Source organism: Gordonia aquimaris (assembly GCF_026262595.1).
Lineage (GTDB): Bacteria > Actinomycetota > Actinomycetes > Mycobacteriales > Mycobacteriaceae > Gordonia > Gordonia tangerina.
The window spans coordinates 373,749-387,592 of the sequence record NZ_JAPKFM010000001.1 but is presented as its reverse complement, the minus strand read 5'-3'; the positions used below and the strand labels follow the sequence as shown (position 1 = coordinate 387,592).

Genomic DNA, 13,844 nt, shown 5'->3' with positions numbered 1-13,844 from the left:
CTACGGTGTTCGTCGTGGGTGCATCACATTCCAAGGTCGTGCTGGTCACCGGGGCATCGAGCGGCATCGGGGCCGACGTCGCGCGAGCGTTCGTCGAACGGGGTCACACCGTTTACGGCACCAGTCGACATCCCGAGACCGTGGCCGACCCGATCCGCGGTGTCAACTATGTCGCACTCGACAACGCCGACTACGAAAGTGCCGAGGCATGTGTGGCGAAGGTCGGGGTGATCGACATCCTGATCAACAACGCCGGCGAGAGCCAAGCCGGTGCACTGGAAGACACCTCTATGGAGTCGATCGAGAAACTGTTCGCGGTCAACGTCTTCGGGCCGATCGCATTGACGAAAGCGGTGCTGCCCGGTATGCGGGAGCGTGGCGCCGGCACCGTGGTGATGGTCGGGTCGATGCTGTCCAGCTTCCCGGTGGCCTTCCGGTCCAATTACGCCGCAACGAAATCCGCGTTGAAAGCGTTTGCCTTCGCGACTCGTCGCGAGGTCGCCCCGTATGGCATCCGAATGATCTCAGTGGAGCCCGGCACGATCGCCACCGGTATCGGCGACCGGCGCAGCATCCACATCGGCGAGCACTCGCCGTATGCCGCCGAATACCAGACGTTGGCTGCCGCCACTCGCAAGAACGAAGACGCGGGGATCGATGCGGCCACGATGGCCCGGGTCATTGTCGACGCAGCTCTGGCCGAACACCCGAAACCTTTCTACGCCAAAGGCAATCAAGCCGGCTTGGTCTTCGCCTTGCGTCGTTTGCTGCCGCGCCAGTTCATCCTGGACATGACCGCACGCAAACACGGTCTTCCCAGGGTGCGGAGCTGAGCAATGATGCGGATCACGCTGCGGGTCATCGGCATCGGGCCCGGCAACCCGCGCCAACTCACGCTCGAGGCCGTCGACGCCCTGGCCGACGTCGATGTGTTCCTGCTTCTCGACAAGGGACAGACGAAGCAGTCGCTGGCCGATGCGCGACGGGAGATCCTGGCCCGGCACGCCGCGCCGACCCACCGCGTCGTCGAGGTCGTCGACCCGCCTCGTGATCGCAGCCCTGACGACTACGACGCCGAGGTCAGGCGCTGGCATCGGGCTCGCGCTGCCGTCCTCTCCGACGTGCTGACCGACGAACTCGTCGACGGTGGGGTCGCCGCCTTCCTGGTCTGGGGTGACCCAGCCCTCTACGACAGCACATTGCGGATCGTCGACGATCTGTGCGAACACTCCGAACTCGACATCGATGTCCGGGTGGTGCCCGGTGTGACCAGCGCCAGTGCGCTCACCGCCGCACATCGCATCACGGCCAACCGCATCGGGGAACCCATCCACATCACCACCGGGCGACGGCTGGCCGATACTCCGGTGGGCGCGGACGCCAACCAGATCGTCATGCTCGACGGCGATCTGACCTTCCGGCACACGGCAGACCCCGACGACCACATCTGGTGGGGAGCCTACGTGGGCACCGACGACGAGATCTTGATCTCCGGTCGCGTCGCCGACGTCGCCGAGCGGATCGTCACCGCCCGTGCGCAGGCCCGCGAGCGGATCGGATGGATCATGGACATCTATCTGCTGCGTAAGTCGTGACTTCCGCGGCCGCCGCCCTCACCAGATCTCGTCGATCACACCGAGAAGGTCATCGCGGATCTCCTTGCGGCAGATGACAAAATCCGGCATGTAAGGCTGGGGTCGGTTGTAGACGATGGGCGTCCCGTCGAGACGGCTGCAATGCAGACCCGCAGCCTGGGCGACACCCACCGGCGCGCAGTTGTCCCACTCGTACTGTCCGCCGGCGTGCACATACGCGTCGACGTCACCGCGCACCACCGCCATCGCCTTGGCACCGGCCGAACCGATGCCGATCATGCTCAGCGACAGTCGCCGCGACACCCATGCGCTCTCGTACGAGCCACCGTACCGAGACGCCGCCATGCGTCCGGTGAGCGGACCATCGGGCGCTGTGACGGTGTCGGATCGAAAAACCTCGCCCACCGCCGGCAGTGCGACGGCGGCATCGGTCACCCGTCCGTCGTGGGTCAACGCGACGTGGACAGCCCAGTCAGCGGAGCCGGCGGCGAACTCGCGCGTGCCGTCGAGCGGATCGATGATCCACACCCGCTCGGTGGTGGCTCGGTCACCGATGTCGGCGCCTTCCTCCGACAGCACCGCATCATGCGGACGATGGCGCACGACGACATTGGCGATCCACGCCTGGGCCATCGCGTCGCCGACGTCCCCGAGATGGCGTCCGGTCAGTAGGTCACCATGTCGGACGCCGAGAAGGATCTGACCCGCGCCCTCGGCGATGTGAGCCGCCAGGTCGGCGTCGGAAAGGCGCGAGATCATCCGTCTACTAGAGCACACTGGAGACATGCCTGAGCTTCCTGAGGTGGCGGCGATCGCCGACTACGTCGACGGACGAGCCGCCGGACTTCCGATCCGACGGGTCGACGTGGCCTCGCTGGCCGTGCTGAAGACCGCAGACCCGCCGTACAGCGCACTGGCCGGACGCATCGTCGAATCGGTCAGCCGGATCGGTAAGTACCTGATCATCCGGACCATGCCGGGACCCGACACCGCGAACTCTCCCGACCCGGTGATCGTGATGGTGATCCACCTGTCGCGGGCCGGTTGGCTGCGCTGGAGTGATGGCCTCTCGCAGACGCCACCGCGACCCGGGGGCAAGGGGCCGATCGCGTTGCGCGTGCATTGCGGGCTGCCGGGGGAGGGTTTCGACGTCACCGAGGCCGGCACGCAGAAACGTCTGGCCGTCTGGATCGTGCGTGACGTCGGCGAGGTGGATCGCATCGCCACACTGGGACCGGACGTGCTCGCTGTCGGTCGCGACGAATTCGGCGCCATTCTGTCCGGCACGACCGGACGGATCAAGAACGTGCTGACCGATCAGCGTGTGTTGGCCGGCGTCGGCAACGCCTACTCCGACGAGATCCTGCACACGGCCAAGCTGTCACCGTTCGCGTCGGCCAAGTCGCTGAGCCCCGAGCAGATCGATGCCCTGTACAACGGGGTGCACTCAGTGCTGACCGACGCCATCGGGCGTCTGGAAGGTCAGACGGTGGCGAGGCTGAAGTCGGAGAAACGCACCGGCTTACGGGTGCACGCCCGTACCGGACTGCCGTGTCCGGTGTGCGGTGAGACGATTCGCGAAGTCGCCTTCGCCGACCGGTCGTTCCAGTACTGCCCGACGTGTCAGACCGGCGGAAAGGTATTGGCCGACCGTCGGATGTCGCGGTTGCTGAAATGAGTCGCGGTGTACGGCTCCTCGTCGTCGACGGCACCGGAATCGTCGAGACCGACCCGCGCATGCTCCGCGACGGCAACACCAGGTCTCCCCGGTAGGTTGGGGAACCGTGACCGCAACGACACGGCAGAGGATCCTGATCACCGGCGCGAGTTCCGGACTCGGCGAGGGAATGGCCCGCCGGTTCGCCGCAGAGGGCCGCGCGCTGGCATTGTGTGCCCGGCGGCTCGATCGTCTCGACGAGCTGGCCTCCGAGCTGCAACCCGCCGCTGCCCAGGTGGTCACCGCGCAGCTCGACGTGACCGATACCGAATCGGTTGCATCGGTTTTCGCGCGGCTCGCCGACGAACTCGGTGGTCTGGACCGGGTCGTCGTCAATGCCGGGTTGGGCAAGGGAGCGCCCATCGGTACGGGCAATGCGGCCGCGAACATCGAGACCGTGCAGACGAACCTGGTGGGTGCGCTGGCACAGGTCGAGGCCGCTCTCGAGATCTTTCGGGCACAGGGCCGCGGGCATCTGGTGCTGGTCAGTTCGATGAGCGCGATCCGCGGTCTGCCGAAAGCCCAAGCCGCCTATTCGGCATCAAAGGCGGGACTCTCCGCTCTGGGGCAGGGCCTCCAAGCCGAATTCGCCGATTCGCCCATCAGCGTCTCCGTGCTGCTGCCCGGCTACATCGAGACCGACATCAACCGCGGTGTGCGGACCGCGCTGATGACCGACACCGACACCGGCGTCGCCGCGATGGTCGCGGCCATCGAGAAGGAATCGGCATGGGCTCCGGTTCCGGCGTGGCCATGGCGACCGATTGCGCTGGCATTGCGCCATCTCCCGTCAGCCATCACTCGCCGAATGGTGTGACAAGGCAGATCAACCCGCGCCCGACGTCGACGGTGCCGCGGACGCCCCGGGCAGTGCCCATGACACCGGCGCCCGCTGGTAGTCCAGCGACACGTCCGATGTCGTGTCGGCCCAATAGATCACCTGCTCGACTCGCTCGCCGGCGTCGGCCACCGAGATCAGGCAGGTGCTGTACGACTCGCCGCGGCGCATCCGTTCGGGCGGTGCGGTGTCGGGACAGTCGGTGAGCCCCGGGACCGGCGCGCGGGTCAGGGTGGGCGCCCGACCGTCGGGACTGCCGCTGAGTCCGATGACCGACGGGGCCGCCGTCGGCCGCCGGGTCAGCGACGTCACCGTCACGTAGAGGAAGTACGGCGTGCCCCCGTCGCTGATGTCGTCTGGGACGCCTTCGGCCGGGGTGATTCCGGTAACGGTGAACATCGCACGCGGCCCGGTTGCGTCGAACGCATCCGCGGGTAGTACGGCGGTGTCCCCGAAGTCCAGGGCAGTGCCGGGGGCGGTGCCCTCGACCGGACCGGCCGGAACGGTCACCGCTGCGGTGGTGGGCACCGACGTCGGTGTGGGTGTTTCGGTCGATGTGGAGGTGGCGCAGCCGGGGACGACCAGCGTGCCGGCTGCGATCATGGCGACGACCACACGCCGCGTCGGCGACAGGGTCCTCGTAAGTGGCCTCACGATGCGTAAGGTAGCCGATGTGTCGGCCAAGCAGGGACAGGTTGTGGCTCATGGCGCGTTCCAGGTGTTCGGGGAGCGGCGCCAGGGTGAGGTCAGCGAGGTGTTGACGGACGTCTTCGGGCGCGATGACGTCTCGGCGTTGGGTGCGGACTGGCGGGGCATCGTCTATTTCACCCTCGACGAGGATGACGAGATCCCGGCGGACACGGTGGTCGGCTTCGATCCGTCCAGTGGCAGCAGTGGCCCGCTCGCGTCGGTGGGCGAGGTCCTCGCTGCGGTCCGCAACGGTGACATCGCGGATGCGGTGGATGCGGCGAGTTTCGACGCGTGGCGCACCGCCACCGGTCAACGCTCGATCGACATGGGCGACTGTGTGCCGCCGTCGGTGCACGAATTCATGGGTGGAGACCCCGCCGAGCGATCAACCGAACCCCAGGATCTGGTCACGTTCATCGCGGTGGCCGCCGCACTGATGGGGCGCCTCGAACAGCTCGGGGTACAGCCGGGCGACGAGATACCCGACGAAGTCTTCGACGAATCCCGTTGGCAGTAGCGTCCCCTGACTCCTGACGAGCCATGCGCTGGCCGACCCTTGCCCTGATCGCTGAGGAACGAGGCGCAAGCCGAGTGTCACGAAGGGCACTCAGGCCGAGCGGCCGCGGTGGGTGCGGTACCACCGCACCAGCTCGTCGGTCGACGAATCGCCTTGTGCCGCCGGAGATGCCTCATCGACGATGACGCCAAGCAGTTCCTTTGCCTGGGTCTTTCCGAGTTCGACACCCCATTGATCGAACGGGTTGATGCCCCAGATCGCTCCTTCGACGAACACCTGATGCTCATAGAGAGCCACCAGCTGCCCGATCACCGACGGCGTCAGCTTCGGGGCGAGGATCGAGGTGGACGGCCGATTGCCGGGCATCACCTTGTGGGCCACCACATTCGGAGCTACACCTTCGGCGGCGATCTCGTCTGCGGTCTTGCCGAAGGCGAGCACCTTGGTCTGCGCGAAGTAGTTGCTCATCAGTAGGTCGTGCATGGAGCCGGTGCCGTCGGCGGTGGGTAGGTCGTCGGTGGGTTCGGCGAAGCCGATGAAGTCTGCCGGCACCATCCGGGTGCCCTGATGGAGTAGTTGGTAGAACGCGTGCTGTCCGTTGGTTCCGGGCTCGCCCCAGAAGATCTCACCGGTCTCGGTGGTCACATGATGCCCGTGGGCGGTGACCGACTTGCCGTTGGACTCCATGGTCAGCTGCTGCAGGTATGCCGCGAAGCGCGCCATGTCGTTGGAGTAGGGGAGTACCGCCCGAGTCTGCGCATCCCAGAAGTTGTTGTACCAGAGTCCGATCAGACCGAGCAGGACTGGCGCGTTGCGTTCCAGCGGGGCAGTCCGGAAGTGTTCGTCGACGATGTGGAAGCCGTCGAGGAACTCGGCGAACCGCTCCTTGCCGATCGCCGCCATCACCGACAACCCGATCGCGGAGTCCACCGAATAGCGCCCGCCCACCCAGTCCCAGAAGCCGAACATGTTTGCCGTGTCGATGCCGAACTTCGCGACCTCGTCGGCGTTGGTGCTGACCGCGACGAAATGTCTGGCCACCGCATCGGGGCCGGCGCCCAGGGCGTCGAGCAGCCAGGTACGTGCGGCGGCGGCATTGGTCAACGTCTCCAGGGTCGTGAACGTCTTGGAGGCGATGATGAACAGCGTTGTCTCCGCATCGAGGTCGGCGAGGGTCCCGACCATGTCCGCGGGATCGACATTGGAGACGAAGTGACACCGGATGTCGGTGTCGACGTAGTGCCGTAGTGACTGATACACCATCACTGGTCCGAGGTCCGAGCCGCCGATACCGATGTTCACGACGTCGGTGATCTTCTTGCCGGTGTGGCCCCGCCACTCGCCACTGCGGAGGCGGTCGGTGAATTCGCCCATCGCGGTGAGGACTTCATGTACGTCGGCGACCACATCCTGACCGTCCACGGTGAGGGTGGCGTTGGCGGGCAGTCGAAGTGCGGTGTGCAGGACCGCACGGTCCTCGGAGGTGTTGATGTGTGCGCCCGCGAACATCTCGTCGCGGCGCTCCTCGAGACCGGCTTCGCGCCCCAGACTGCACAGCAGCTCGATGGTCTCCCGAAGCACCCGATGCTTGGAGTAGTCGATGTGCAGGTCGCCCACGTCGAGGGTCAATTCGCGTCCGCGGTCCGGGTCGACCGCGAAGACCTCACGCAGGTGCATGGCGAACACGTGGGGCTGATGTGCGGCGAGAGCCTGCCAGGATGCGGTGGCGGTGATGTCGTCGTGGTCACTGATCTCGAGGTCGCTGCCGGAGACGTCGCTCATGGTTTCACCCTATGCTGTCGGGACCCGCCTCGCGACGTGCCGGCCACGCCACCCGGTGGGGCGATGCGGCGTTCGGTCAGCGTCCGAGCGGTCCGCGTCCCAGGCGCAACAACAGCATTGCCAACGTGTGGCCCTCTTGCCCGAGCTCGGCGAAGCGGTCGAGAACCTTCACCTCACGACTGTGCACCAACCGTGGGCCGCCGGAGGCCATCCGCGCTGCGCCGATCTTCTTCGACACCGCTGACCGTCGCTTGATGGCGGCGAGGATCATCGCATCGAGTCGGTCGATCTCCAGGCGCAGTTCTTCGATGTCATCGGCCAACGTCGACACGTCGTCGGAGAGGTCATAGGCGTCCACATCGAACGGGGTGGCTGCGGTGGCTCGCTCGTCGGGGGTGTTGGCGTCGGTCACCCGGTCGATTTTGCCACGTGCCCGCCGCGACGTGAGACTGGACCGCATGCTGAGCAGGCGGACGATCTCGTCGGTGGCGATCGCGCTGATCGTGGCACAACTGGTGGTTCGTGGCTGGCTCGCCGCGACGGGCAACTTCTACTGGGACGACCTCGTGCTGATCGGCCGTGCGTCGTCGAATCCGATCCTGAGTTGGGACTACCTCGGGCACAGTCATGACGGGCATTTCATGCCGGCCGCCTTTCTGGTGGCCGGGGTGTCCACGGTGGTCGCGCCGGTCGATTGGCTGATACCGGCGGTGACCCTTGTGGCGTTGCAGGCGCTCGCCTCGCTGGCTGTGTGGCGGATGATCCGGGTGTTGGCGCCGCGGGCCGGGATCGGTGCGCTGGCGGCCTTGGCGTTCTACTTGTTCACGCCCATGACGGTGCCGGCCTTCGCGTGGTGGGCGGCAGCACTGAACTCGTTGCCGCTGCAGGCCGCGATGGCGTGGATCGTCGCCGACGCGGTGCTGCTGGTGCGGTCGCGTGGTCGCCGGCCCGATGCCCGATTGATCGTGATCCGGTCCGCGGTGGTTTTCGTCGTGGCACTGGCGTTCTTCGAGAAATCGCTGTTCATCCTGCCGGTCGCGTTCGCGGCCGCCACATTGAGCGCCCGGACCGCCGTCCGAACACCCCCGACCGGCACCGCGCCGGGTGCCGAATCGGACCGCCGGGACGTCCCGGCAGCGGATTCGGCATTGATCCGTGCCTTCACCGGGGCCCGCACACTGTGGGTGGTGCTCAGTGGGGTGTTCGTGGTCTGGCTGATCGTCTTCTTCTCGGTGTCCGACGCCACCGCCGGTGAGCACTCGATCAGTCAGACCCTGCGCCTGGTGTGGCGATCGATCAACAATGCCGTGGTCCCGTCGTTCGCGGGCGGACCGTGGGAGTGGGAGCGGTGGGTGCCGAGCCCGCCGATGGGTTTCGCGCCCGTGTGGATGATCGTGCTCGGGTGGCTGGTGATCGCGGCGCTGGTCGTGTGGGCGGTCAGGACCCGGCACGGTGCGGCAGCGGTGGTGGCTTGCGCAGCCGGTTATGTCGTGGTGGCGCAGCTCCCGGTTATGTGGAACCGTTCGAGCGCGAACACGGCGTTGGAACTGGCCCAGACGATGCGCTACCTACCCGACACCGCAGTGGTGATCACCATCGCGATCGCGCTGATCGTCGGGTCGGGCGCACGGCAGCATCCGGCGGGGCGACATGTCGGTGAACGATCCGAGCGTGGGCAGACCGGTGTCGCAGTCGTCGCGCTCGTCGGTGCGTTTGCAGTGGCCTCGGCGATGGTTTCGCTGGCGTCCTTCTCGTCGTCGTGGCGCGACGACCCCACCGGCGACTACCTGGCCAACGCCAAACAGGGTCTGGCACGCAACCAGGACCACACCATGTTCGATCAGGCCCTGCCGTTGGAGGTACTGCTGCCGGTGGCCTACCCGAACAACCAGATCAGCCACACGTTCGGACGTCTGCGCGAGCGTCCGGACTTCGGCGTGACCACCGACCGGCTCATGGTGCTCGACAACAGTGGCCACATGGTCGAGGGAGCGGTGACGCCGGCCCGCACGATCGAGCCCGGCAGCGGCGCTTGTGACCGACCGGAGATCGACGGTCCCACGGAGCTGTCCCTGTCCGGGCCGCTGCTGCAGTGGCGGTGGACGATCGCGGTCGGCTACTGCGCGAACATGCCGGGGCAGATCGAGATGGCCCTCGACGACGGACCTGCTCAGCGGGTGGATGTGCAAGCGGGTCTGCACGTCGTCTACGTCCAGCTCGAAGGCCGTGGGCGCGGAATCTCCGTGCGGCCGCTGACCCCCGACTTGGCATTGCACACCGGGGAGGGGCGGGTCGGCGAGGTGGCCGACGCCCGTCTCGTCGGCTGAGGCGACGCAGCGCGCAGGGACGGGTACGGTCCAACGGTCCTGGTCAGGGCGCGCCGGCGACGTCGTTCGACAGGCTCAGCGGGTCTGTCGGCAGTCGGGGGTAGCCTTGTTTCCTGATGACAAGCTCTATCCGCGAGACGGCCGGGGGCTCCGCAGGAGCCCGTGACGAGGCCGCGCCCGATGACCCCACCGCCCGCCTGCTCGACGGTCTCAACCCGCCACAGCGCGCGGCGGTGCTGCACGCCGGATCGCCCCTGCTCATCGTGGCCGGCGCGGGATCGGGCAAGACCGCGGTGCTCACCCGGCGGATCGCCTACCTGCTCGCCGAGCGAGACACCACTCCCGGGCAGATCCTCGCGATCACGTTCACCAACAAGGCGGCTGCCGAGATGCGTGAGCGGGTCATCGACCTGGTGGGTCCGCGTGCGGCCTACATGTGGGTCTCGACCTTCCACTCCACCTGCGTGCGGATACTGCGGGCGCAGTCGGCGCTGTTGGGCAAGCGGAACTCTAATTTCTCGATCTACGACTCGGATGACTCGAAACGCTTGCTGGGCATGATCATCCGCGACATGGATCTCGACCCGAAGAAGTTCAGTGCACGCGGCGTGGCGGTCAGCATCTCCAACCTCAAGAACGAGTTGATAGCCCCGGATGAGGCCCTGGCGGCGGCGACCGACGACGAGCCGGCGGCCCTGGTGATCGCCCAGATTTATGCGGAGTACCAGCGGCGGCTGCTGTCGGCCAATGCGTTCGACTTCGACGACCTCATCGGCGAGACGGTGTCGTTGCTGCAGCGTCACCCGGAGGTGGCCGAATACTATCGCCGGCGCTTCCGGCACGTGATGGTCGACGAGTACCAGGACACCAACCACGCCCAGTACGTGTTCGTCCGGGAGCTCGTGGGGGACGAGAACACGGACTCGACGGTGTCCCCGTCGGAGCTGTGCGTCGTCGGTGACGCGGATCAGTCGATCTATGCCTTCCGCGGCGCCACCATCCGCAACATCGAGGAATTCGAGCGGGACTTCCCGAATGCCGAGACGATCCTGCTGGAGCAGAACTATCGCTCCACACAGACGATTCTGTCCGCGGCCAATGCAGTGATCGCCCGCAACCAGAATCGGCGCGACAAGAGACTCTGGACCGATTCCGGTGACGGCGAGCTGATCGTCGGGTATGTGGCCGACTCCGACCGCGACGAGTCGCTGTTCATCGCCAAGGAGATCGAGGATCTCACCGACTACTCGATCGGCGGCTCGTCGAGCCATTCGTACTCCGACATCGCCGTGTTCTATCGCACCAACACCGGATCCCGGCCACTGGAGGAGGTGTTCGTCCGGCACGGAATCCCGTACAAGGTGGTGGGTGGCACCAAGTTCTATGAGCGCAAGGAAGTACGTGACGTCGTCGCCTACCTTCGTGTGGTGGCCAATCCCGACGACTCGGTGAGTCTGCGGCGCATCCTGAACACCCCGCGCCGCGGCATCGGCGATCGTGCCGAAGCATGTGTGGCCGTGCATTCGGAGAACATGGGGATCAGCTTCTATGAAGCGCTGCTGGAGGGGGCCGAGGGTAAGGTTCCGCTGCTGAACACGCGTGCGGTGAAACAGATCGGCGGATTCGTCGATCTCATCGAGGGGCTCCGCAACGATTTCGTGGCGAGGTTCGGTGGAGCGGGCGAGGCCGGTGAGGATGTTGCCGTCGTGGACGCCACGGAGGAGGGTGCCGACATCGGTGAGTTGGTCGACGCAATCGTCGAGCGCACCGGGTATCGCGCCGAACTCGAGGCATCCCGGGACCCGCAGGATGGTGCCCGCCTCGACAACATCAACGAACTCGTTGCCGTCGCAAGGGAATTCAGTGCAGATGCGGCAGGGCTGGCCGCAGCCGACGGCATCGACCTCGATGGCCTCGACGCGGACGCCGCCGAGGCCGCCGAGGCCGCCGAAGGGCAGCCGGAACCCGGATCGCTGGCCGCCTTCCTGGAGAAGGTGTCACTCGTCGCCGACGCCGATCAGGTGCCTGACGAGGGTGATGGCGTGGTGACGTTGATGACGCTGCACACCGCAAAAGGTCTCGAGTTCCCGGTCGTCTTCGTGACCGGTTGGGAGGATGGACATTTCCCGCACATGCGCGCCCTTGGCGATCCGGCCGAACTCAGCGAGGAGCGCCGTCTCGCCTATGTGGGTATCACGCGTGCAAAGGAACGTCTGTATCTCACCCGGTCGATGACCCGGGCGTCTTGGGGGCAGCCGGTGTCCAACCCGGAATCTCGTTTCCTGCAAGAGATACCGCAGCATCTGCTCGACTGGCGACGCACCGAGCCACGCCGATCGACAAGCCGCCATCTCGGTTCTTCCGGTGGGGTATTCGGGCGCGGGGACTCGGGTTTCGGCAGCGATCGACTCGGCCGGTCCTCGTACTCCTCGGATCCCACCCGCGGTCGCAACAAACAGGTCCACTATGACGTCGGCGACCGCATCAATCATCCCAAGTACGGGATGGGCAAAGCAGTGGAGAAGCAGGGCAATGGTGCGACCGAGCGAATCACCTTCGACTTCGGTGGCAACGTCGGGCGGGTCACGCTACTGACCGCTGGTGGTCTCCCCGGCGACAAACTTTAGCCCGGCCTCCCGCAAACGCACCACAGGCTCCCAGCGCGCTCAGCACGGAGGCCGACAGAACCAACCCGGTTTCGCGCCGACAGAACCCAAGAATTCGCCGACAGAACCCTCAGGTTCTGGCGAAACTTTCGCTGGAAACTCGGGGAGGGTTCTGTCGGCGAATTCTTGGGTTCTGTCGGCTGCCGTGCTGGGCGCGTTGGGGAGCCGGGGGAGCGCGGTGACTAACCGCCGGTGTAGCCGGACAGCGTCACGCCGTGCTGGGCGAGCCAGGGGGCGGGGTCGATCTTGGTGGTGCCGTTCTTCCACACCTCGAAGTGAACGTGCGGGCCCGTGGAGAAGCCTTCGTTGCCAACCAGCGCGATGACGTCGCCTGCGGTGACGTGCTGGCCCGGCTGGACCAGAACCCCGGACGAGGACATGTGGCCGTACATAGTGATGGTGCCGTCGTCGGCGCGGATCTGGACCCAGTTGCCGTAACCGGAGGCCGGCCCGGCCTCGACGACGACGCCGTCGGTAACGGCATGGATCGGAGTACCCAGCGGGGCGGCCAGGTCGATGCCGCCGTGGAAGGTTCCCCAGCGCATCGCGAAGGTGGACGTGAAGTCGTAGGCACCGAGCGGGATGGGTGATTCGAACATCGGCCGACGAGCGAGCGCCTCCGCTTTCGCCTCGGCGGCGGCGCGGGCCTCGCCGACAGCCAGCTGGTCGGTGAAGGTGCTCAGGTCCTTGGTCGGCGTCGTGGCGGCCAGGCCCGGCCCGAGGTCGGGTGTCTGGCCGGTGGTGCCGACGTTGGCCGTGTTGGAGGGTGCGGGAGCCGAGGCGTTGTCGGCGGAGCCCACCTGCGCCACGGCGGCGACCGCAGCGCCTGCCGCCATCGCGATGAGTGCGGCCCGCCCACCCTTGAGGGCCGTCGGCGGGGCGCTGATGCGGTGTTTGCCGCCCTTACGCGTCGCGCCGGAGGACGGGCGGGTACGGAACGGCTTCTCACCGTCGGAAAGCGGTAGCGGCAGCTCGCCGCTCTCGGTGCTGGTGAGGGAGAAGGTGTCGGGGCGAGCGCCCTCCATGTCGAACGGCTCGTCGTACTCGTAGCCGTCGAACTCGCTCTCCGGGATCAGGATGTCCTGGGTGATCTCGGAGCGAGTGGGGCGGTAGTAGCGGTCCCAGGTGCTCGAATCCCAGGTCTCGTCGGTGGACTCCCACGCAGGTGCGGCGTCGGCGAACTCATCGATCGGGATGATCGTGGTGACCTCGGTGCCGTTGTCCTCGTCGCGGGCGGTTGGGTGCCCGGTGGTCGCGACCGGCCGGCTGGAGTAGCCACGTCCCGTCAAATCGTCCACCTCATCTCTCTGTTAGCGAGGACTACCCGTTACCGCCTGTAATCCTTTTGTGATCTGCCAGCCGACGGTAACGAAATGATTGCGGCAAGTCCAACGGTGTGGGCCCAAAACCCCGTGTTCTGTGAGGCGGGTCACAACAAAACCCTGCGCGCTCAGGTGTCGCGAAGGCAGACTTCGCCATCGTGTACCCACTGTCGGTCCATCGGCGGACGACCTATCAGAGCACAGGCCTCGCGGCGAGGTCGGTGCAGGGGTCATGAGGGTGCCGGATCGCCGACCGACCGAGTGATCTGTCGCACAAGCGGTGGGTGCGCCGACAAAGCCCATACGCGGCAGGTTTAGAGTCCGATATGGCCCGCACAACACCCCTGCGGTGTTACATCCTTCTGCGGACAAATCTACGAGATGGTGAGC

12 protein-coding genes are annotated in these 13,844 nt (G+C 66.4%); 7 read left to right on the top strand and 5 right to left on the bottom strand.

Features of this window, described 5'->3' with window-relative positions; translation table 11 throughout:
• The first annotated feature begins 14 nt into the window (after window positions 1-14).
• Both OSB52_RS01775 and cobF read left to right on the top strand, forming a co-directional pair.
• Window positions 15-833 (top strand): SDR family oxidoreductase, encoded by an 819-nt coding sequence (locus tag OSB52_RS01775; RefSeq protein WP_372512283.1) that lies wholly within the window; start codon window positions 15-17, stop codon window positions 831-833.
• Between the two features lie 6 nt (window positions 834-839).
• The gene (gene cobF / locus OSB52_RS01770) at window positions 840-1,595 is read left to right on the top strand and encodes a precorrin-6A synthase (deacetylating) (protein ID WP_235725537.1); all 756 of its coding nucleotides are present in this window, start codon (window positions 840-842) and stop codon (window positions 1,593-1,595) included.
• 18 nt (window positions 1,596-1,613) lie between these two features.
• Here cobF and OSB52_RS01765 read toward each other — a convergent pair whose 3' ends face one another.
• A complete protein-coding gene (locus OSB52_RS01765; protein ID WP_235725511.1) occupies window positions 1,614-2,354 on the bottom strand; it encodes a 3'(2'),5'-bisphosphate nucleotidase CysQ in 741 nt (246 codons plus the stop codon).
• Window positions 2,355-2,379: 25 nt separating this feature from the next.
• Here OSB52_RS01765 and OSB52_RS01760 point away from each other — a divergent pair, with 25 nt between their 5' ends.
• Window positions 2,380-3,273 (top strand): Fpg/Nei family DNA glycosylase, encoded by an 894-nt coding sequence (locus OSB52_RS01760; protein ID WP_266059851.1) that lies wholly within the window; start codon window positions 2,380-2,382, stop codon window positions 3,271-3,273.
• Between the two features lie 106 nt (window positions 3,274-3,379).
• Entirely contained in the window at window positions 3,380-4,129 is a 750-nt protein-coding gene (locus OSB52_RS01755) for an SDR family oxidoreductase (protein ID WP_235725514.1), read from the top strand.
• A gap of 9 nt (window positions 4,130-4,138) precedes the next feature.
• Here the strand turns inward: OSB52_RS01755 and OSB52_RS01750 are convergent, their stop codons facing one another.
• Window positions 4,139-4,804: a hypothetical protein gene (locus tag OSB52_RS01750; RefSeq protein ID WP_266059850.1), complete on the bottom strand. Its 666-nt coding sequence runs from the start codon at window positions 4,802-4,804 to the stop codon at window positions 4,139-4,141.
• Between the two features lies 1 nt (window position 4,805).
• Here OSB52_RS01750 and OSB52_RS01745 point away from each other — a divergent pair, with 1 nt between their 5' ends.
• Window positions 4,806-5,357, top strand: coding sequence for a hypothetical protein (locus OSB52_RS01745; RefSeq protein ID WP_235725518.1), 552 nt, complete (start codon window positions 4,806-4,808; stop codon window positions 5,355-5,357).
• Between the two features lie 90 nt (window positions 5,358-5,447).
• Here the strand turns inward: OSB52_RS01745 and pgi are convergent, their stop codons facing one another.
• Window positions 5,448-7,139: a glucose-6-phosphate isomerase gene (gene pgi / locus OSB52_RS01740; RefSeq protein ID WP_235725520.1), complete on the bottom strand. Its 1,692-nt coding sequence runs from the start codon at window positions 7,137-7,139 to the stop codon at window positions 5,448-5,450.
• Window positions 7,140-7,215: 76 nt separating this feature from the next.
• Window positions 7,216-7,599, bottom strand: a complete 384-nt coding sequence (locus OSB52_RS01735) for a chorismate mutase (protein ID WP_277614782.1) — start codon at window positions 7,597-7,599, stop codon at window positions 7,216-7,218.
• Here OSB52_RS01735 and OSB52_RS01730 point away from each other — a divergent pair.
• The gene (locus OSB52_RS01730) at window positions 7,598-9,466 is read left to right on the top strand and encodes a hypothetical protein (protein WP_266059846.1); all 1,869 of its coding nucleotides are present in this window, start codon (window positions 7,598-7,600) and stop codon (window positions 9,464-9,466) included. The two genes, OSB52_RS01735 and OSB52_RS01730, sit on opposite strands and share 2 nt — an antisense overlap.
• Window positions 9,467-9,582: 116 nt before the next feature.
• Window positions 9,583-12,093, top strand: a complete 2,511-nt coding sequence (locus OSB52_RS01725; protein WP_266059844.1) for a UvrD-helicase domain-containing protein — start codon at window positions 9,583-9,585, stop codon at window positions 12,091-12,093.
• A gap of 221 nt (window positions 12,094-12,314) precedes the next feature.
• Here OSB52_RS01725 and OSB52_RS01720 read toward each other — a convergent pair whose 3' ends face one another.
• Window positions 12,315-13,430, bottom strand: coding sequence for a M23 family metallopeptidase (locus tag OSB52_RS01720; protein ID WP_372475147.1), 1,116 nt, complete (start codon window positions 13,428-13,430; stop codon window positions 12,315-12,317).
• Window positions 13,431-13,844: the final 414 nt, after the last annotated feature.

Bases quoted from the DNA above. Each gene is read 5' to 3' on its own strand.
- cobF (WP_235725537.1), top strand. From the start codon at position 840: ATGCGGATCACGCTGCGGGTCATCGGCATCGGGCCCGGCAACCCGCGC.
- OSB52_RS01725 (WP_266059844.1), top strand. From the start codon at position 9,583: ATGACAAGCTCTATCCGCGAGACGGCCGGGGGCTCCGCAGGAGCCCGT.
- OSB52_RS01745 (WP_235725518.1), top strand. From the start codon at position 4,806: ATGCGTAAGGTAGCCGATGTGTCGGCCAAGCAGGGACAGGTTGTGGCT.
- OSB52_RS01760 (WP_266059851.1), top strand. From the start codon at position 2,380: ATGCCTGAGCTTCCTGAGGTGGCGGCGATCGCCGACTACGTCGACGGA.
- OSB52_RS01730 (WP_266059846.1), top strand. From the start codon at position 7,598: ATGCTGAGCAGGCGGACGATCTCGTCGGTGGCGATCGCGCTGATCGTG.
- OSB52_RS01735 (WP_277614782.1), bottom strand. From the start codon at position 7,599: ATGCGGTCCAGTCTCACGTCGCGGCGGGCACGTGGCAAAATCGACCGG.
- OSB52_RS01765 (WP_235725511.1), bottom strand. From the start codon at position 2,354: ATGATCTCGCGCCTTTCCGACGCCGACCTGGCGGCTCACATCGCCGAG.
- pgi (WP_235725520.1), bottom strand. From the start codon at position 7,139: ATGAGCGACGTCTCCGGCAGCGACCTCGAGATCAGTGACCACGACGAC.